Origin of the sequence: Kitasatospora sp. NPDC059462, assembly GCF_042749955.1 — a bacterium.
Classification (GTDB): Bacteria; Actinomycetota; Actinomycetes; order Streptomycetales; family Streptomycetaceae; genus Kitasatospora.
The window spans coordinates 1-17,456 of the sequence record NZ_JBHYUU010000045.1 but is presented as its reverse complement, the minus strand read 5'-3'; the positions used below and the strand labels follow the sequence as shown (position 1 = coordinate 17,456).

The following is a 17,456-nucleotide window of genomic DNA, read 5'->3' as shown; positions in this document are numbered from 1 at the left end:
AGGAACGGCGCCCCCGGGAGGACCGCGTACCTCCCGGGGACGCCTACAACCCCGATGTCGGCAACCCGTCGTGGAGGTAGCGGACCCGCCCATCGTCGAGCGCGCGGAGGGCCGCGCCGAAGCGCTTGCGCAGGCGCGGCCGGAGCAGCGCCGGTATCTCGCCGACCGGAAGGAACACGGCCTCCGCGAGTTCACCGTCGAGGGGTTCGATGCTTGCCTCGTCGGTGTCACCGACGAGGCAAGCTGAAAAGATGAAGGCGAGCTGGTCATCCCAAGGCCCGTGCGGCGGAACCCAGTCGACCACGAGCAGACCGCCGATCGCGATCTCAACGCCTAGCTCCTCGCGCAGCTCCCGGACCGCCGCTTCATGCGGAGGCTCGTTGGCTTCCACCATCCCGCCAGGAAGGTCCCACCCCTCCTTGTAGGTGGGGTCGACAACGAGCACCCGCCCAGCGGCATCCCGGAGAATCACATCCGCCGCCACCCGCTTCCGAGCCTGCCTCGCGTTCCCCTCCGCGAGGTAGGCGTTCCAGGCGACCGGGTCGGTGGGTGATGGATTCATGAGGTGCCTCCCCGAGTTTGCGGGATCACGACGTCGGCGAGCAGAAGCATCCTTGCCCTGTGCGTCTCATCGAATCGTGCCAGGAAATCCTCCACTGGACGGTAGTCGCGGTGGCCCGCGAGAAGTTGCCGATCGTCCACGACCGCCGAACCCACCGCACCGGCGTCTACATGGACACCATCGGCGGACGCCTCTACCTCCGCCCGGTCGGCGGCGGCATCGAGTGGACGACCCGCCCCGAATACGTCTCCCTCACCCCGCCCCGCAGCCAGGCCACCACCCCGTGAGCCGCCCCCGACCCCCGAGGGCACTCCTCCTCGCCACCTCGGCCGCCTCCGTGGCGGCCGGCGCGGCGATGGCCGCCCTCGCCACCCGCCCGCTCCGCCCCCACACCCCGGGTGCGGCGAACCTCCTCTTCCTCCTGCTCCTCTGCGCGGCGACCCTCCTCACCAACTCCGCCCTCGCCCGCGCCCTCCACCACTACTGGCACACCCACCCCAACTGACCGCTCGCCCGGCGTAGGAAGTCGGCCCGTCCGACTTCCTACGCTGCTCGGGCTCCGCCCTTGCTCATGGTCTCCGCCGTAGCCGGCAGCTTGTCTGGCGTGGGAAGTCGGCCCGTCCGACTTCCCAGGCCGTCCACCGGTCGGTGGACGGCAGGTTCCACCGGGCGGGCGTGCCGCGAGCCGGCTCCGGTTGCGGAGGATCGGCGGTATGAATCAACTCCCCGTGCGGATGGCCCGTTGGAGCGCCCGGCATGCCCGGACCGCCATCGTCGGCTGGTTCGTCTTCGTCGTCCTCTGCCTCGGCGCCGGGATCGCCGTCGGCACCAACGAGGCCACCAGCGAGGACTACCGGGTCGGCGAGGCCGGGCGTGCCGAGGCGATCGCCGCCCAGGGAGGACTGGAACGAAAGCCCGTCGAACACATCCTCATCCGCCCCGCCTCCGGGAAGCTGGACGCGACCGCCGCCACCGTCGCGGCCCAGGACATCACCACCCGCATGCGCGCACTGCCCGAAGTGGCCGAGGTCGCCGACCCCGTGCGGTCACCGGACGGCGAGGCCGTCCGGGTCTCCGTGGTCCTGAAGGGGCCCGAGCTCGAAGGAAAGAAGAACGTCGTCCCGCTCCTCGACCAGACCGCGAAGGCGCAGGCCGCCCACCCCGGGCTGATCATCGAGGAGACCGGCTCGCCCTCCATCAGCAAGGGCGTCAACGAGCAGCGCGGGAAGGACCTCGCGCTCTCCGAGCGTCTCACGCTCCCGGTGACGCTCGTGACCCTGCTGCTGGTCTTCGGCTCGGTGGTGATGGCCTGTGTGCCGCTGCTGCTCGCGCTCTCCTCCATCGCCGCCGCCCTGGGCCTGTCCATGCTGGTCTCGCACCTGGTCCCCGACGCCGGGGTCGGAACCAACATGATCCTGCTCATCGGACTGGCCGTGGGCGTCGACTACACCCTCTTCCACCTGGAGCGTGAACGCGAGGAGCGGGCCCGCAGCGGCGGGCGGCTCGCGCCGGAGGCGCTGGTGGAGCTGGCGGCCGCCACCGCGGGGCGGGCCGTCGTCGTCTCCGGTCTGGCCGTGATCGTCTCCACCGCCACCCTCTACCTGGCCTCCGACGTCATCTTCTCCTCCCTCGCGACGGGCACGATCCTGGTCGTGGCGGTCGCCGTGGCGAGTTCGCTCACCGTGCTGCCCGCCCTGCTGGTGACGATCGGCCGCCGCGCCGAACGCCGCGCCGAACGCCGCGCCGAACGCCGCGCCGAACGCCGCGCCGAACGCCGCGCCGAACGCCGCGCCGAGCGCAGGACCAAGGGCCGGGCGAAGCGCACGGCGGACGGCCCGGGCCGCCTGGCCGGCGCCCTGCTCCGCCCCGCGCAGCGGCACCCCGCGCTCACCCTCTGCCTCTCGACCCTCCTCATGCTCGGCCTGGCCGCGCCCGCCCTCGGCCTGCGGCTCGTCGACCCCGGCAGGGACACCTTCTCCCGCGACATCCCCGCGATGCGGGTCCACGACCGCCTCACCCACGCCTTCCCCGAGCTCCTGACCAGGCACGAGGTCGTCACCCGCGCCGCCCCCGAGCGGGCCGCCGAGGTGAAGCGGGCACTGGCGGACCTCGGCCGGCGCGCCCAGGCCGACCCGCTCTTCGCCGGAGCCACCACCGCCGAACCGGTGCTGCGCCACTCCGCCGACGGCCGGGTCACCGTGCTGGAACTGGCCGTCCCGTTCCCCGCCTCCTCCTCCCAGGCGATCGCCTCCCTCGACCACCTCCGCCGGACCCACCTGCCCGCCACCGTCGGTTCGTTGGCCGGTGCGGAGAGCGCGGTGAGCGGGGACGTGGCCCGGGGCCGCGACTACGTGGCCCACGAGCGCGGGACACTGCCCCTGGTCATCGGCCTCCTGCTGCTGGCCACCTTCCTGATGACCCTCCGGGCGTTCCGCTCGCCGGTCCTCGGCCTGCTCGGCGTCGTTCTCAACCTGCTGTCCGCCGCGGCCTCGTTGGGCCTGCTGGTCGTGGTCTTCCAGGGGACCTGGGCCGAGGGCCTGCTCGCCTTCGACTCGCTCGGCGCGATCGCCTCCCGGGTGCCGCTGTTCCTCTTCGTGATCCTGTTCGGCCTGTCGATGGACTACCAGGTGTTCGTGGTCAGCCGGATCCAGGAGTTCGTGCGCGCCGGGATGCCGGCCCGCGAGGCGGTCCTCGCCGGGATCGGCCGGTCGGCCAGGGTGGTCACCAGCGCGGCGGCCGTGATGGTGACGGTGTTCGGGGCCTTCGTCGCCCTGCACCTCACCGAGATGAAGCAGATGGGCTTCTGCCTGGCCGTGGCCGTGCTGCTGGACGCCGTGGTGGTCCGGCTCATGGTGCTGCCCTCGGCCCTGCTGCTGCTCCGCGACACGGCCTGGTGGCCGCCGCGGCGCCCCCGCCCGCGTCCTCGCCCCCGTCCCCGCCCGCGCTCCCGGCAGGCGCTCGTAGGCTGATCGTCATGACTCGACCTCCGCAGTCCGAGGACCGGTTCCGGTTACGGTCGCTCCGGCGCTGGTACGTGGTGGTGTGGGTGGTCCTGGGGGTCCTCCCCCCGGTCGTCTCCGTGCTCGGTGACGACGGCGCCACCACCTCCTGGTCGATCGGGCTGTCGGCGGCGCTGGCCCTCTGCTACGCGGGCGTCGTGGTCCGACCCGGCCGCCCGGTGCTGCGGCCGCGGGCCTTCCTGGGCGCGCTCGTCGTCGGCATGGGGGCCCTCGCGCTCGTCCGGGGCGACGGCGCGGCGCTGTTCATCGTCTCCCTCCCGCAGTTCTGGCTGTTCGCCGGGAGCCCGCGCCGGGCGATCGCCCTCAGCGCGGCCGGCGCGGCGGCCACCGTGACCGGCATCGTCCGCCACCAGGCCTGGGACGCCCAGGAGTTCGCGGCGGGCAACGTCGTCTTCACGCTGATCGGCTGGCTGGCGGGCGTGCTCGTCGGGCTCGGGGTGGTCCGGATCGTCGAGCAGGGCGACGAGCGCGCCGGCCGGCTGGGCGCGGAGCTGGAGGCCGCCCGGCTGCGCCTGGCGGAGGCGCACCGGCTCCAGGGCGCCACCGAGGAGCGGGAGCGGCTGGCCCGGGAGATCCACGACACCCTCGCGCAGGGCTTCGCCTCGATCATCGTGCTGGCGGAGGCGGCCGGGTCGAGTCTCGCCGCCGATCCCGGCCGGGCCGCCCAGCAGTTGCTCTCGATCGAGCGGACCGCCAGGGAGAACCTCGCCGAGGCGCGGGTGCTGGTGGGTTCGGCCCCGCCGTCGGGGCTCGCCCCCGGCTCGGTCGCCGCGGCCCTGCGCCGGACCCTGGAGCGGTTCACCGAGGACACCGGGCTCCCCGTGGCGGCGGAGCTGGCGGAGGTCGCGTGCGACGGGCCGACCCGGATCGCGCTGCTGCGCTGCACCCAGGAGTCGCTGGCCAACATCCGCAAGCACGCGGCCGCCTCCCAGGTGTCGGTCGTGCTCGGGCCGGTCCCGTACGGCATCGAGTTGGAGATCACCGACGACGGGCAGGGGTTCGTGGTGCGGGACTCGCGCGGTTTCGGGCTCAACGGCATGCGCCGGCGGCTCGCCGAACTCGGTGGCGAGCTCACCGTGACCAGTTCGCCCGGCGACGGCACCCGGGTGCTCGCCGCCGTCCCGGCCCACGGGCAGGGGTGACGCCATGGGCTCCGGAACACGCAAGGTCCGCGTCGTCGTGGTCGACGACCACACCGTGATGCGCGCCGGGCTGGTCGCCCTGCTGGCCTCGGAGCCGACCGTGGAGGTCGTGGGCGAGGGCGGCGACGGCCGGGCGGCCGTCGACCTCGTCGCGGGCCTGCGGCCCGACGTGGCACTGCTGGACCTGCGGATGCCGGTGCTCGACGGGGCGAGCGCCACCGCGGAGATCACCGCCGCCCGCTCGGCCACCCGCGTGCTGATCCTGACCACGTACGACACCGATGAGGAGATCGAACGCGCGGTCGAGGCCGGGGCCATCGGCTACCTGCTCAAGGACACCACGCGCGAGCGGCTCGTCGACGCCATCCACTCCGCGGCCAGGGGCGAGACCGTGCTGGCGCCCCGGGTCGCCGAACGCCTGGTCGCCCGCCTGCGCCGCCCCGCCCCCGTGGCGCTGACCGCCCGCGAGACGGAGGTGCTGACCGCCGTCGCCGACGGCCTGTCCAACGTGGAGATCGGACGCCGCCTGGTCATCACGGAGGCCACCGTGAAGACCCATCTGCTGCGGATCTTCGCCAAGCTCGACGTCAACGACCGCACCCACGCGGTCGTCACCGCCCTCGACCGCGGCCTCCTGGAGCGTCGCTAGGGTCGGCCCTTCACGCGCCTCCGGTGCTCAGGCCTTCCACTCCTCGGCGAGGAGGCCGAGGACCACCTGGTCCACGAACGCGCCCAGGACCCAGGCCGAGGAGCGCAGCACGCCCTCGCGGACGAAGCCGTTGTGCTCGGCGGCGCGCAGCATCGGGGTGTTGTCGGCGAGCGTCTCGATCTGCAGGCGTTGCAGGCCGCGCACCACGAAGCCGTAGTGGCAGAGCACCGCGACCACGTCGGTGCCGTAGCCCCTGCCCCGGGTGGACGGCAGCAGGCCGAGTCCGATGTGCGCCGTCCGGTTGTGGGTGTCGATGCCCCACAGGGTCGCCGTGCCGACCAGCGTGCCGCCCTCCAACTCCACGACGGAGAACGGGACGTGTGCCTGCTGCGTGTCGTCCACCACGAGGCGGGAGTCCTTCGAGCCGGGCGTGATCGGCCGCCACGGCCGGCCCTCGGAGCGCGCGGAGTTGACCACGTCGTCGTAGAGCTCGGTCAGCAGGACCGGGATGTCTTCCTCGTACCGGGCCCGCAGCCCGACCTTGTCGCCTCGAAGCATGGCGACTTCCTATCCGACGGGCCGTCCGCCGGCAAACGGATGAGCCCGACCGCGCCTTGCCCGCGGCGCCGGCCCGGGGGATCCCGTCGACCGCGACGCAGATCGGCGGACGGTGCCACCGTGGAGTTCCGGCCGAGCGGTTCGTCGACGGTCCCGCTGATCCGCAGCCGACAGGCGGTGACCGGGAGGACCGGCCCCGGGCGTCGGCTACGGCTCCACCCGCCGCCAGTCCGCGCGGCCACCCGGTTCCACGGGGGCGGCGGCGAAGTCGTAGCGGACGCCCCCGCCGCCGAGGGCGAGCAGGGAGATCGAGGACGACCCCCAGAGCCGTCCGTCGCCGAACTCGCGCCGCTGGACCAGGGCGGCCGAGTCGTCGAGCGCCAGGCCGTCGCCGGTGACGATCGGCAGCCAGCCGCCCCAGGCCTGCTCGGCCGTCGCGGCGCCGGGGCGGGGCTCGGGCCGGGGTTCGGCGGCGAAGCGGGCGCGGAAGTGGGCGGCGCGGGCGGCCATCAGGGTGCGGATCCGCTCGGAGGTGGTGCGGCTCTCGGCCAGCCCCTCCGGCCCGTCGTTGAGGATCACGCTCAGGCCGGCCGGCAGCTCCGTCCCGACGAGCCGGCCGCCGCTCCCGCCCCAGCTCAGCACGTGGGCGCCGGCCGGCCGGAGGACCACCAGGTGGAAGGGGTCGTACCGGTCGAGGTCCCGTTCGTCGATCCGGCCGCCCCGGACGGCGAGCAGCGGCAGTTCACCGCGCGAGAGCCGGCCCTCCGCCGGTGCCGGGGTGCCGAAGCCGTTCAGCAGGCACGCGGCGACGGGCCCCGGGGCGCCCGCGCCGCCCGGCTCCACGGCGAGCCACGTCCCGCCCGCGACCAGGTCCAGCCCGCCGACGGCCGACGGCTGCGCGGGCCAGTGGCGCCCGGGCGGCGCCCACCGCCGTCCGGCGTACTCGTCCCGCACCGACAGCAGCAGCACCGGCACCGCCGACGCCGGCTCGATGCTCACGAACGCCGTGCACACGTCCTGTCCCCCTGACCTCGGCCGCACCGCCCTCCCCGCGATCCTCGCACGCCCGTTCGTTGACCGGGAGGGGCCCGGGAGTGGCCCGGGAGTGGCCCGGGCCCTTCCGCCCGACCGTCCGGTCGTGCCAGAATCGCTGCCCGCACCCGGCCGCCGGGCCCGAAGTGGCCCACGATTCCGATGGCCGAACGTACCGGGACAGCGGGCCGCCGTGTTCCTAGGCTGGCGGTCATGACGACCACGAACGGGACGATCACCCCGACCACCACCGACGCCGCCGTACCCGCCCCGAGCCAGCGGATCTCGCTGCCCGACCTGGCGCCGGAGTACTACAAGGCGATGTTCGCCGTGGAGCGCGCCGCCCGTCAGGGCGTGGACCCGGTGCTCGCGGAGCTGGTCAAGGTGCACGCCTCGATGATCAACGGCTGCTCGTTCTGCATCGACATGCACTCCACCGACGCGGTCGAGCACGGCGAGCAGCACCGCCGGCTGCTCTCCCTCCCCGCCTGGCGCGAGACCTCCTGGTTCACCGCCAAGGAGCGCGCCGCCCTGGCGCTGACCGAGTCGATCACCCTGCTGACCCGGGGGCACGTGCCGGACGCCGTCTACGACGAGGCCGCCGCCCACTTCGAGCCGGCCGAGCTGGCGCAGCTGATCGCGCTGATCATCACCATCAACTCCTGGAACCGGATCGGCGTGACCTCCCGCCTCAGCCCGGCCGCGAAGTAGGGGGGCGGACGCGATGACGACGTCGACGGAGCAGCGGGACAAGGCCCGCCGTCTGCACGAACTCCACCGCCCGGGGAAGCCGTTGGTGCTCGCCAACGTCTGGGACGCGGTCGGCGCCCGGCTGGTCGCGGCCGCCGGGGCACCGGCCGTCGCCACCGCCAGCGCCAGTGTCAGCTGGACGCTCGGCAGCGCCGACGGCGACGCCGCCGACCGGGACGCGGTGCTGGCGCAGACCGCGCTGGTGGTCCGCGCGGCCGGGCCGCTGCCGGTCACCGCGGACCTGGAGAGCGGGTTCGCCGACACCGCCGCCGGGGTCGGCGAGACGGTCGCCGCCCTGCTCGCCACCGGCGCGGTGGGCGTCAACCTGGAGGACGGCGCCCGGCCCGCCGCCGAGGCGGCCGAGCGGATCGCGGCGGCCCGCGCGGCGGCGGACGCGGCCGGCGTGCCGCTGTTCGTCAACGGCCGCACCGATGTGTTCCTGCGGCAGCTCGGCGCGCCGGAAGGACGGTTGGACGAGGCGGTGGCCCGGCTGCGGGCCTATGCCGAGGCCGGCGCGGACGGCGTCTTCGTGCCGGGGGTGGCCGACCCCGCGGTGATCGCCGCGCTGGTGGAGGCCGTCCCGGCGCCGCTGAACGTGCTGGCCGGGCCGGGCGCGCCGGCCGTGCCGGAGCTGGCGGCGCTCGGCGTGGCCCGGGTCAGCCTGGGGCCCGGTCTGGCGCGGGCGGCGTACGCGGCGGTGCGCCGCGCCGCCGAGGAGGTGTACGCGGACGGCACGTACACCGCGCTCGACGGCGGGCTGGACTACCGGGAGCTGCAGGGGCTGTACGTCACCGGGTGAGCGAGCCCAGCGTGCCCACGGCGTGGTCGAGCACGCTGCCGTTGGCGCAGTGGGCCGGCCCGGCGGCGTGGCTGCCGAGCGCCGGGACGACCGCCACCTCCTGAAGGCAGGACGCGGCGGCTCCGAAGTCCCCGGCGGACGGGAGGGCCGCCGGGGGCTCGGCCGCGAAGGCGGGCGCCGGCGCGACGGACAGCGCCAGCGCGGCCAGGGCGAGCGCGGCGGGCCGCCGCGCGCCGGTCACAGGCCCTGCCCGATCTGGCCGCTGAGGCCCGGGTGGGTCAGCTGGCCGGTGCCGATGGCCTCGATCTCGGTGGCGGCCCTGCCGACCAGCGGCAGGTCCTTCGCCTTGTGGATGACGAGGTCGGCGGGGGAGACGGTGAGTCCGTTGGACAGCCCGCCGAGCGCGTCCGGGGAGGACGCGGTCGAGGTGGCGGCGGACGCGGCGGGCGCGGCGGCGGCGAGACCGGCCAGGGTGAGGGCGGCCAGGGTGGCGAGTTTCTTCATGAACCCCCCAACGACCCGGGCCGCCCTCGGTCACCGCGCGGCCCGGGCGGTCACCCGCAGCGTGCGCACGCTGTTGCTGACGAACGACCCGATCGGCTCCGGCGCCGGCCCGTCCGCGAGCGCCAGCGCCGGGTAGCGCTCGAACAGCAGCCGCAGCGCCGTCTCCGCCTCCAGTCGGGCGAGCCCGGAGCCGAGGCAGAAGTGCGGGCCGTGCCCGAAGGACAGGTGCCGGTTCGGCTGCCGGGTGACGTCGAAGCGGTCGGCGTCCGGGTGGTGGGCGCCGTCGCGCCCGGCGGCCGCGTAGGAGGCGAGCAGCGCCTCGCCCCGCCGGATCACCACGTCCCCGACCGGGATGTCCTCGGTCGCGTAGCGCAGCGGGAACTGGCCGACCGGCGAGTCGTGGCGCAGCGTCTCCTCGACGACCGCCGACCACGGCACGGTGCCGTCCAGCACCAGCCGCAGCTGCCCGGGGTGGGCGAGCAGGGCGCGGACCGCGTTGGTGATGAGGTTGAGCGTGGTCTCGTGGCCCGCCACCAGCATCAGCAGCAGGGTGCCGACCAGCTCGCTCTCGCTGAGCCGGTCGTCGTCCTCGCGCGCGGCGATGAGGGCGGTGGTGAGGTCGTCGCCGGGCTCGGCCCGCTTGGCGGCGACCACCGAGGAGAGCAGCGCGAACAGCGACCGCTGCGCGGCGACGGCGGCCTCGGGCGTCGCGGAGCTGGAGACCAGGGTGTCGGAGAGCTCGTGCAGCTCGTCCTGCTGCCGGGGCGGCAGGCCGAGCAGCTCGCCTATCACCTGCATCGGCAGCGGGTAGGCGAAGTGCTCGCGCAGGTCGAAGGCGCCCTCCAGCCCGGCGGTCCGGTCGAGCAGCGCGGTCGCCCGGGCCTCGATCGCGGGCTGCAGGGCGGCGATCCGGCGCGGCGTGAACGCCTGGGTGACCAGGCCGCGCAGCCGCCGGTGGTCCTCGCCGTCGGCGGTGATCATGCCGGGGACGGTGACGAAGGTGATCAGCGGCCAGCCCTCGGGCAGCCGCCCCTCCCGGAAGGTCGTCCACAGCTGCGGGTTCTTGCCGACGCGCGGGTCGGCGAGCAGGCCTTGCAGGGTGTCGTGGTGGGTCACTGCCCAGACCACCACCCCGCCAGGGAGCTCCACCAGGACCGCCGGGCCGGCTTCCCGGAGGCGGGCGTTCTCCCCGTGCTGGTCGCGTCCGAGGGCGTCGAGCCGGACGGGTCCGGGCCGCCCGCCCCGAAGGCCGGCGCCGCCGGTGTCCCCTCCGGCGTCCGCGCCCCCTGCGCCGGGTCCGGCGTGACGGTCGGTTCCTGGTCTGCCGGTATCGGCGGCGGTGTCCATGCGGAGGGCCTCTCGGGGGCGGGCGGGCGGGGCGGGGTGAAGGCGCTGTAGAGCACCGGAAGGCTGATCAGGGCGCGCGACCAGGGGGACGGACGCCAGGCCAGCTCATGGGCCGGCACGGCCAGCTGGAGGTCCGGCAGCCGGTGCAGCAGGGTCTCGACGGCGGTCTCGACGATGATCCGGGCCGGGTGCTGGGCCGGGCAGACGTGCTTGCCCGCGCCCCACGCCAGGTGCGCCCGGTTGCCGCCGAGCGCGCCGTGGCCGAGCGCGCCGGGCCCCTGGGCGGCCGGGTCGGCGTTGGCCGCGGCCAGACCGAGCACCAGCATGTCGCCCTCGCTGATGTACTGGCCGCCGAGGACGGTGTCGCCGGTGGCCCAGCGGCCGGGGAAGTTCTGCGTCGGCGGGTCGCGCCAGAGCACCTCCTCCAGCGCGTCGGCGACGGTCAGCCGGCCGCCGGTGAGGGTGGCCCGGAAACGGCGGTCGGTGAGCAGCAGCCGCAGCGTGTTGCCGGTCCAGCAGATGGTGGTCTCGTTCCCCGCGACCATCATCACCACCAGGTGGTGCACCGCCTCCTCGTCGGTCAGCGCGGCCGGGTGGGCCAGCAGCCAGGAGGTGAGGTCGGCACTGGGGGTGGCCCGGCGGCGCTGCACCAGGTCGACCAGGACGGCCTGGAACTCCTGGTTGGCGCGCACCGATTCGGCGCCGCTGTCGGCGATGTGGCTGATCAGCCGGATGAGGTGCGGGCCGGCCTCGGGGGGCAGGCCGAGCAGCTGGGTGAAGACCAGCAGCGGCAGCCGGCGCGCGTACTGGGCGACCAGGTCGGCGGTGCCGTCCGGGCCCCAGCTGTCGATCAGCGCATCGGCGGCGGACTCGGTGGTCCCGCGCAGCTGCCGGTGGTCGATCTGGGCGAGGGTGTCGGCGACGGCCGCGCGCAGCCGCTGGTGCTCGGCACCGTCCAGGTTGAGCAGGGTCGGGCGCCAGGAGGTCATCGGCTGGAGCCGCGAGTCCGCGGCCAGCCGGCCCTCGGCGGGCACCCGCCAGCGGCGCGAGTCCTTGGAGAACAGCGCCTCGTTGCGGGTGAGTTCGAGCAGCTCGGGGTAGCCGAGGACGAGCCAGGCCTCCACCCCCGGCTCCAGCTCGATCGGCGCCACCGGGCCGTACTGGGCGCGCAGCCGGGCGTACAGGCCGTGCGGGTCGTCGGCGACGGCGGCGCCGTACAGCGGGGTGAGCGGCACCCCGACGGGCAGCCCGCCGGGCAGCGTCCCGCGGTGGGTCGCGGCGCCGGGCGTCCCGCCCGCGTGCGCGGGGCACCCCGGGGGCGGGACGGCGGCCGTGCCGGCGGGCTCGGGAAGGGTCATCGCTCCAGCTCCAGGACGGCGGTGCGGTGCAGGTGGTCGACGAAGTCGATCAGCAGGTCGTACGCCGCCCGGCGGTCCCGGGCGTCGCAGTACAGCACCGGCGCCCCGGGCAGCAGGTCCAGCGCGGCCCGGATCTCCTCCTCCGGGTAACTCGGGGAGTCCGGGAAGGTGTTGACCGCGACGGCGAACGGGATCTGCTGCTCCTCCAGCCGGCCGAGCACGTCGAAGCTCTCGTCCGGGCGGCGCAGGTCGACCATGGCGATCGCGCCCAGCGCGCCGCGCGACAGGTCGTCCCAGAGCGGCCAGAACCGCTGCTGGCCGGGCGTGCCGAACAGGTACAGCGCGAGCCGCCGGTTGAGGGTGATCCGGCCGAAGTCCAGCGCCACCGTGGTGGTGCTCTTGTCGCCGCGCCCGGTGAGGTCGTCCACGCCGGCGCTCGCCGCCGTCATGGTCTCCTCGGTGCGCAGCGGGGTGATCTCGCTGAGCGAGCCGACCAGGGTGGTCTTGCCGACCCCGAACGGGCCGGTGACGAGGATCTTCACCGCGCCCTGGACGGACGGCGGCAGGTACTGGGGCTCGGCGGGCGGGCCGAAGGACGCGTCGGCCACCGGGCCGGCGAGCGGGTCAGCGGAGTTGGCGGAGGCCAACGAGCACCTCTTCCAGGAGAGTGGTGGGCAGACGCTCGGCCTGCGGGACGGGCGGGAGCACCTGGACGGCGCCGAGGTCCCAGAGGTCGCCGACCAGCACCTTGACGACGCCGAGCGGCAGCCCCAGGTGGGCCGCCACCTCGGCGATCGACAGCAGGCTGCGGCAGAGGTCGACAATGCGCTGGTGCTCACGGTTGAGCAGCGCGTCCTCGGGCAGTTCGGGCCGCTCCGGTAAGGCGCTGACCAGGCTCTCGACCGCCAGCTCGGGGCGGGTGGAGCGGCTGCGGCCGCCGGTGATGACGTAGGGGCGGACCGGGCCGCCGCTCACCGGTGGCCCCCCGCCGCGAGGTCGGCGCGCGGCGGGCTGGTGAGGTGGGTGCCGATCCGCTCGACGAGGACCTGCATCTGGTAGGCGACCAGGCCGGCGTCGACGGCCTCGCCGGTCACCACGGCCAGGTGGGCGCCGGCCCCGGCGGCGACGATGAAGAGGTAGCCGCCGCCGTACTCGATGATGATCTGCCGGGTGGAGCTGTGGTGACCGCCGAAGCCCTGGGCGACGCCGCGGGCCAGCGACTGCAGGCCGGAGCAGGCGGCGGCGAGCCGCTCGGCGTCCTCGCGGACGATGCCCTCGCTGCGCCCGATCTCCAGGCCGTCGTTGGACACCACGACGGCGTGCTGGACCTCGGGGACGTTGATGATGTCGGCGAGCAGCCAGCCGAGGTCAGGGGTGGTGGTCATGGAACTCTCCGGAGCGCTGGGGAAGCTGGGGGGAAGCGGGAAGGGAAGGGTCGTGCGGGGCGGGGGCCGGGGAGTGGCCCGAGGGGAGGGGACCGCCCTGGTCCTGGCCGAACGGGCCGCGGGGGCGGGCCCGGTCCTGCTGACCGGCCTCGGCCCCGGCCCTGGCCTGGTACGCCGTCTGGGCCTGGGAGTTGGCCCGGGCGGCCGAACGGCCGCTGGCGGTTCCGGCCTGGAACATCGACATGAACGCCTGGGCCTGCTGCGCCGAGCGGTACGGCGGAGGCGGCGGGGTGGCGGCGGAGCCGGCCGCGTGCCGGGAGGCGGCACGGCCGCGCCGGTGGCTCCGGCGGGGCAGCGGCGGCGGGGTGGCGCCGTACGCCGGGGCGCCGTCCCCCGGGGCGCCGGCCCCGGGAGCGTCGCCGGTCCGGGGCGCGGCGGGCGGGGTGACGGCCGGCGGGTAGCCGCTGACCGGCGGGTACGCGGGCGGGTGGCCGGTCGCCCGGGCCGGGTCGTACGGGGCGGCCGCGCCCTGGCCGGGCCGGGCCGGCGCCGCTCCGTACCCGGTGCCCCGGTCGGTCGCGGCCGGCGGCGGGCCGGGGCGGCGCGGTCCGCCGCCGAACACCGCGTCGCCCGCGCCGAGGCCCGGCACGGTCGGCGGCAGCGGCTCGGTGAGCAGCGCGTTCGGCAGCAGCACCACGACCCGCACCCCGCCGTAGGGCGAGGGCGCGGAGCTGAGGGTGACCCGGAACCCGTACTGCTCGGCGAGCCGGCCGACGGCGGCCAGGCCGAGCTGCGGCACCTCGCCGAGCCGGGAGATCTCCACCGTGGAACCGCCCGCCAGGGCGGCGGAGGCCTTGGCCACGGCCTGCTCGGGCATGCCGACGCCGCCGTCGTCGATCTCGATGACGGCGCCGTTGTGCACGGGCATCAGGGTGACGAACACCTGGGTGCTGGGCGGGGAGTAGCGGGTGGCGTTGTCGAGCAGCTCGGCCACCGCGTGGATCAGCGCCTCGGCGGCCGCGCCGACCACGGCGGTCTCGATCCGGCTGCGGATCATCACCCGCTGGAAGGGCAGGATGCGCGACTGGGCGCCGCGCACGACGTCCTCCAGCGAGACCGGCTCGGGCCAGTGCCGGCCGGCCCGGGCGCCGCAGAGCACGGCCAGCGTCTGGGCGAGGCGGGCCTGTTGGGCGGCGGCGTGGTCGGCCTTGAGCAGGCCCTCCAGCAGGGCCGGGTCGTCGTGGGTGCGCTCCATCTCGTCCAGCAGGGCCTGCTGGTCGTGGGCCATCACCAGGATCCGGCGGGCGACGCTGAGGAAGGCCCGCTGGGTGGAGGCGGTGAGCTCCTGTTCGTGCTGGACGGCGGCCAGTTCGGCGCTGCGGCGGGAGAGTTCGCTGGTCAGCCGGTCGCGCAGGGCGGCGATCTCGCGCTGCTGGTCGCCGGCCCGGCGGCGCTGGGTGGCGGCGACCGCGCGGTAGCGGGCGGCGGCCACGAGGGCGAGGACGGCGAGCACGCCTGTTGCCGTTGCGCACCACTGAGTCATCGTCACGCGGCGAATTCTAGGGCGATGATCCTACGAAGGTGTGAACGGATCTCGCCAAGTGACCGGATCTCGTCGATATCCTGTCAATACCGCGCCAATCCGTACTGCTTCGGGCCCGATCGGGCGCCCCGTGGGCCGTCCGTGGGCCGTCCGTGGACCGTCGACCGGTGTCCCACCCGCCCCGCTAGTGCACAGCCGACAACCGGTGCAACAGCAGCAACGCGACGTCGTCCGGGCGCGAACGCCGTTCGGTGACGTTCAGGGTGAGCAGATCGGCCAATCTCTCCAGCGCCGGACCGGGCTCCACCCGTACCGGACCGGCGTTGCGCGCCCACAGCTCCAGTCCGCCGAGCATCCGCTGCACCGACTCGTCGTAGTCCTCCTCGCGGTCCTCCACCAGGCCGTCGGTGTAGACGAGCAGCGTCTCGCCGGGCGTCAGGTGCTCCACCGCCAGCGGGTACGGCCGGTCCGGGGCGACGCCCAGCGGCGGGCCGCCGGGCAGCTCCAGCTCCACCGCCTTGGCGTCCTCGGTGATCCGGACCGGGGCCGGGTGCCCGGCGCGGGCGGCCCGCAGCGTGCCGTCGGCCGGGTCCAGGGTCAGGTAGAGGCAGGTGGCGAACAGCTCGGTGTCCAGCTCGGCGAGCAGCCGGCTGGTCCGGGCCAGCGTGGCGGCCGGATCGTGCCCGTCGGTCGCGTACGCGCGCAGACCGCTGCGCAGCTGGCCCATCACCGCGGTGGCCTCGGCGTTGTGGCCCTGGACGTCGCCGATCACCAGGCCGATCCGGCCGTCCGGCAGCCGCAGCAGGTCGTACCAGTCGCCGCCGATCTGCATGCCCTCGGTGCTCGGCAGGTAGCGGGCGGCGCTGGCGATCCCGGGCAGCCGGGGCAGGGTGCGCGGCAGCATCGCGCGCTGCAGCTCGGTGGCCCGGTGGTGGTGGGTGTCGTAGAGGCGGGCGCGTTCCAGGGACTGCGCGAGGATGCCGGCGAAGGCGGAGTAGAGGGTGCGGTCCTCGCGGCTGAAGATCCGCTCGGTGGCGAAGGTGATCAGACAGGAGCCGACCTGCCGGCCGGAGGCGACCAGCGGCAGCACCGCCCAGGCGCCCGGGGCGAGCGGACCGCCGCCCCCGGTGCTGCCCGCCCCCGGCGGGCGCTCGCGGTCCCGGCCCCGGCCGCGCCGGGCCGGCTCGCTGAACAGCGGGGCCGACCGGGCCAGCGCGCGCTGCATCACGCCCTCGGACAGGTCGGCCAGCCGGGTCAGCTCGGTGCGCAGGGGACCGCCGTAGACGGTGTGCGCGACGGGCAGCAGCCGGCCCTCGTCGACCAGGTCGAGCACGATGCTGGCCGCCCCGAAGGCGGGCCGGGCGATGTCGGTCACGGCCGTGGTGACGTCCCGGACGGTGACCGCCCGGGACAGCGCCCGGGTGAGCGCCAGCAGCAGCGCCGAGCGGGCCCCGGCGGCGGACGTCCCGACGACGGCCGCCCGCTCGGCGGCCCCGGCCGACCGCCCGGACCGTCCGCCCGCGGGGCGCTCACCGGGGGCGCGGCCGTGGTCGAGGTCGGCGATCAGCCCGGAGATCCGCACCGGCCGGCGGTGCACGTCCAGCATGACCTCGCCGGTCTCCTCGATCCGGATCACCCCGCCGCCCCGGCGCGGCACCCGGTAGCGGATCCGGTACGGCCCGCCGGTGGCGAGCGCCTCGGCGAGCGCGGCCTGGACGTCCGGCAGGTCCTCGGGGTGGACGACGAGGTCGAGGTCGGGCGCGGGGGCCGGGCCGCCGTCCTGCGGCGCGGGCCGGCCGACCAGCCGGAGCGCCTGGGCGTCCCAGTGGGTCTCGCCGGTGACCAGGTCGCGTTCGAAGGCGCCGTGCCCGGCGGCCCGGACGGCGAGCGAGAGCAGCGGGTGGGCCGTCCCGGCGGCCGGGTCGCCGCAGCTCGCGGGACCGGGGCGGACCCCGTTCGGCGCGGCCCCGCCGGTGCGCGGCGCTCCGGGCGCCCCGGGCGCCCCGGCGTGGTCCAGCAGGTACGCCAGCCGGTGCGCGCAGGCGTCGGCGAGGGTCTCCAGCACGTCCAGGTCGCGGCGCGGGACGATCCCCCGGTGGGCGAGGGCGAGGGCGAGCACGCCGATCGGCCGCTCGTCGACGACCATCGGCAGCGTGACGATGGCGACCATCCCGGTGCCCATCCCGGCGTTCCGGTTGGGGTAGTCGACGCTGGTGCGTTCGGGGCTCAGCAGATAGGGGCGGCGCAGCTTCAGGGCCATCGCGGCGGGCAGCTCACTGGCCGGGTCGACCACGCTGTAGCGCTCGTGGGCCCAGTCGGGCAGGCCGTGGGAGGCGGACAGCCGGAGCATCCCGGCGGGGTCCAGCAGGTAGAGCGCCGAGCCCTCGCCGGTGATCCAGCCCGGGCCCTCGGCCAGCACGGTGCCGAGCAGTTCGGCGGCGCTGGTGCAGCCGAGCAATAAGCGGACGCAGCGCATGGCACTGCGCGCGGTGGGGCTGCTGCGCGGGTCCACGGGACGGCCGGCCTCTCCGGTTCCTTATGGGGCAGTTAATTCTTAATACCTTATTTCTTAAGTGGGTGAGGCGTGGGGCGAACGGCAGGTCCCGGGGCACCGGGTTTCCCCGGTGTGCGAGCACCCCCGCCGGGTCCGGTACCCTTCTCCGTACGACGTCCCGCCGTGCAGGCGGGGCCGAGGGTACGGGGCTATAGCTCAGACGGTTAGAGCGCTTCCCTGATAAGGAAGAGGCCACAGGTTCAAGTCCTGTTAGCCCCACACCACGCCGAAGGGCCCGGAGCGATCCCGCTCC

19 protein-coding genes and 1 tRNA gene are annotated in these 17,456 nt (G+C 75.2%); 8 read left to right on the top strand and 12 right to left on the bottom strand.

The genetic code is table 11. The features are described 5' to 3' along the window. Window positions 1-43 precede the first annotated feature (43 nt). Window positions 44-562: an NUDIX domain-containing protein gene (locus tag ACFXAM_RS14560; RefSeq protein WP_380290990.1), complete on the bottom strand. Its 519-nt coding sequence runs from the start codon at window positions 560-562 to the stop codon at window positions 44-46. 59 nt (window positions 563-621) lie between these two features. On the opposite strand from ACFXAM_RS14560, the gene ACFXAM_RS14555 reads away from it, so the two are divergent. From ACFXAM_RS14555 to ACFXAM_RS14535, 5 genes are all read left to right on the top strand, one after another. Further along, on the top strand, window positions 622-849 hold the full coding sequence (locus ACFXAM_RS14555) for a hypothetical protein (protein ID WP_380290988.1): 228 nt from the start codon (window positions 622-624) through the stop codon (window positions 847-849). Further along, on the top strand, window positions 846-1,067 hold the full coding sequence (locus ACFXAM_RS14550) for a hypothetical protein (protein WP_380290986.1): 222 nt from the start codon (window positions 846-848) through the stop codon (window positions 1,065-1,067). The genes ACFXAM_RS14555 and ACFXAM_RS14550 overlap by 4 nt, the downstream gene beginning before the upstream one ends. 208 nt (window positions 1,068-1,275) lie before the next feature. Beyond that, a complete protein-coding gene (locus ACFXAM_RS14545; protein ID WP_380290985.1) occupies window positions 1,276-3,531 on the top strand; it encodes an MMPL family transporter in 2,256 nt (751 codons plus the stop codon). Window positions 3,532-3,536: 5 nt separating this feature from the next. Beyond that, window positions 3,537-4,724 (top strand): sensor histidine kinase, encoded by a 1,188-nt coding sequence (locus ACFXAM_RS14540; RefSeq protein WP_380290983.1) that lies wholly within the window; start codon window positions 3,537-3,539, stop codon window positions 4,722-4,724. A gap of 4 nt (window positions 4,725-4,728) precedes the next feature. Next, entirely contained in the window at window positions 4,729-5,373 is a 645-nt protein-coding gene (locus tag ACFXAM_RS14535; protein ID WP_380290981.1) for a response regulator, read from the top strand. A gap of 27 nt (window positions 5,374-5,400) precedes the next feature. Here the strand turns inward: ACFXAM_RS14535 and ACFXAM_RS14530 are convergent, their stop codons facing one another. Together ACFXAM_RS14530 and ACFXAM_RS14525 are read right to left on the bottom strand one after the other, a co-directional pair. After that, complete coding sequence (locus ACFXAM_RS14530) at window positions 5,401-5,931, bottom strand: GNAT family N-acetyltransferase (RefSeq protein WP_380290979.1); 531 nt, start codon at window positions 5,929-5,931, stop codon at window positions 5,401-5,403. A 207-nt stretch (window positions 5,932-6,138) separates the two neighbouring features. Next, window positions 6,139-6,930: an NRDE family protein gene (locus ACFXAM_RS14525; protein ID WP_380290977.1), complete on the bottom strand. Its 792-nt coding sequence runs from the start codon at window positions 6,928-6,930 to the stop codon at window positions 6,139-6,141. A gap of 246 nt (window positions 6,931-7,176) precedes the next feature. Between ACFXAM_RS14525 and ACFXAM_RS14520 the strand changes: the two genes are divergently transcribed. Both ACFXAM_RS14520 and ACFXAM_RS14515 read left to right on the top strand, forming a co-directional pair. Then, window positions 7,177-7,674: a carboxymuconolactone decarboxylase family protein gene (locus tag ACFXAM_RS14520; protein ID WP_380290975.1), complete on the top strand. Its 498-nt coding sequence runs from the start codon at window positions 7,177-7,179 to the stop codon at window positions 7,672-7,674. A 13-nt stretch (window positions 7,675-7,687) separates the two neighbouring features. Beyond that, window positions 7,688-8,512, top strand: a complete 825-nt coding sequence (locus tag ACFXAM_RS14515; protein WP_380290973.1) for an isocitrate lyase/phosphoenolpyruvate mutase family protein — start codon at window positions 7,688-7,690, stop codon at window positions 8,510-8,512. Here ACFXAM_RS14515 and ACFXAM_RS14510 read toward each other — a convergent pair. The 9 genes from ACFXAM_RS14510 to ACFXAM_RS14470 all read right to left on the bottom strand — a co-directional run bounded on the left by ACFXAM_RS14510 (window position 8,502) and on the right by ACFXAM_RS14470 (window position 17,161). After that, entirely contained in the window at window positions 8,502-8,753 is a 252-nt protein-coding gene (locus ACFXAM_RS14510; RefSeq protein WP_380290971.1) for a hypothetical protein, read from the bottom strand. The two genes, ACFXAM_RS14515 and ACFXAM_RS14510, sit on opposite strands and share 11 nt — an antisense overlap. Beyond that, the gene (locus ACFXAM_RS14505) at window positions 8,750-9,016 is read right to left on the bottom strand and encodes a hypothetical protein (protein WP_380290969.1); all 267 of its coding nucleotides are present in this window, start codon (window positions 9,014-9,016) and stop codon (window positions 8,750-8,752) included. The genes ACFXAM_RS14510 and ACFXAM_RS14505 overlap by 4 nt, the downstream gene beginning before the upstream one ends. A gap of 30 nt (window positions 9,017-9,046) precedes the next feature. Beyond that, a complete protein-coding gene (locus tag ACFXAM_RS14500; protein WP_380290967.1) occupies window positions 9,047-10,132 on the bottom strand; it encodes a cytochrome P450 in 1,086 nt (361 codons plus the stop codon). Further along, on the bottom strand, window positions 10,129-11,721 hold the full coding sequence (locus tag ACFXAM_RS14495) for a cytochrome P450 (protein ID WP_380290965.1): 1,593 nt from the start codon (window positions 11,719-11,721) through the stop codon (window positions 10,129-10,131). The genes ACFXAM_RS14500 and ACFXAM_RS14495 overlap by 4 nt, the downstream gene beginning before the upstream one ends. Further along, window positions 11,718-12,329, bottom strand: a complete 612-nt coding sequence (locus tag ACFXAM_RS14490; protein ID WP_380291050.1) for an ATP/GTP-binding protein — start codon at window positions 12,327-12,329, stop codon at window positions 11,718-11,720. The genes ACFXAM_RS14495 and ACFXAM_RS14490 overlap by 4 nt, the downstream gene beginning before the upstream one ends. 16 nt (window positions 12,330-12,345) lie before the next feature. After that, on the bottom strand, window positions 12,346-12,696 hold the full coding sequence (locus ACFXAM_RS14485) for a DUF742 domain-containing protein (RefSeq protein ID WP_380290963.1): 351 nt from the start codon (window positions 12,694-12,696) through the stop codon (window positions 12,346-12,348). Continuing rightward, window positions 12,693-13,106, bottom strand: coding sequence for a roadblock/LC7 domain-containing protein (locus tag ACFXAM_RS14480; RefSeq protein WP_380290961.1), 414 nt, complete (start codon window positions 13,104-13,106; stop codon window positions 12,693-12,695). The genes ACFXAM_RS14485 and ACFXAM_RS14480 overlap by 4 nt, the downstream gene beginning before the upstream one ends. Next, complete coding sequence (locus ACFXAM_RS14475) at window positions 13,090-14,649, bottom strand: ATP-binding protein (RefSeq protein ID WP_380291048.1); 1,560 nt, start codon at window positions 14,647-14,649, stop codon at window positions 13,090-13,092. Before ACFXAM_RS14475 ends, ACFXAM_RS14480 begins: the two co-directional genes overlap by 17 nt. Window positions 14,650-14,833: 184 nt before the next feature. Beyond that, window positions 14,834-17,161 (bottom strand): SpoIIE family protein phosphatase, encoded by a 2,328-nt coding sequence (locus ACFXAM_RS14470; RefSeq protein WP_380290959.1) that lies wholly within the window; start codon window positions 17,159-17,161, stop codon window positions 14,834-14,836. 187 nt (window positions 17,162-17,348) lie between these two features. On the opposite strand from ACFXAM_RS14470, the gene ACFXAM_RS14465 reads away from it, so the two are divergent. Further along, a tRNA-Ile gene (locus tag ACFXAM_RS14465) sits at window positions 17,349-17,422 on the top strand. Window positions 17,423-17,456: the final 34 nt, after the last annotated feature.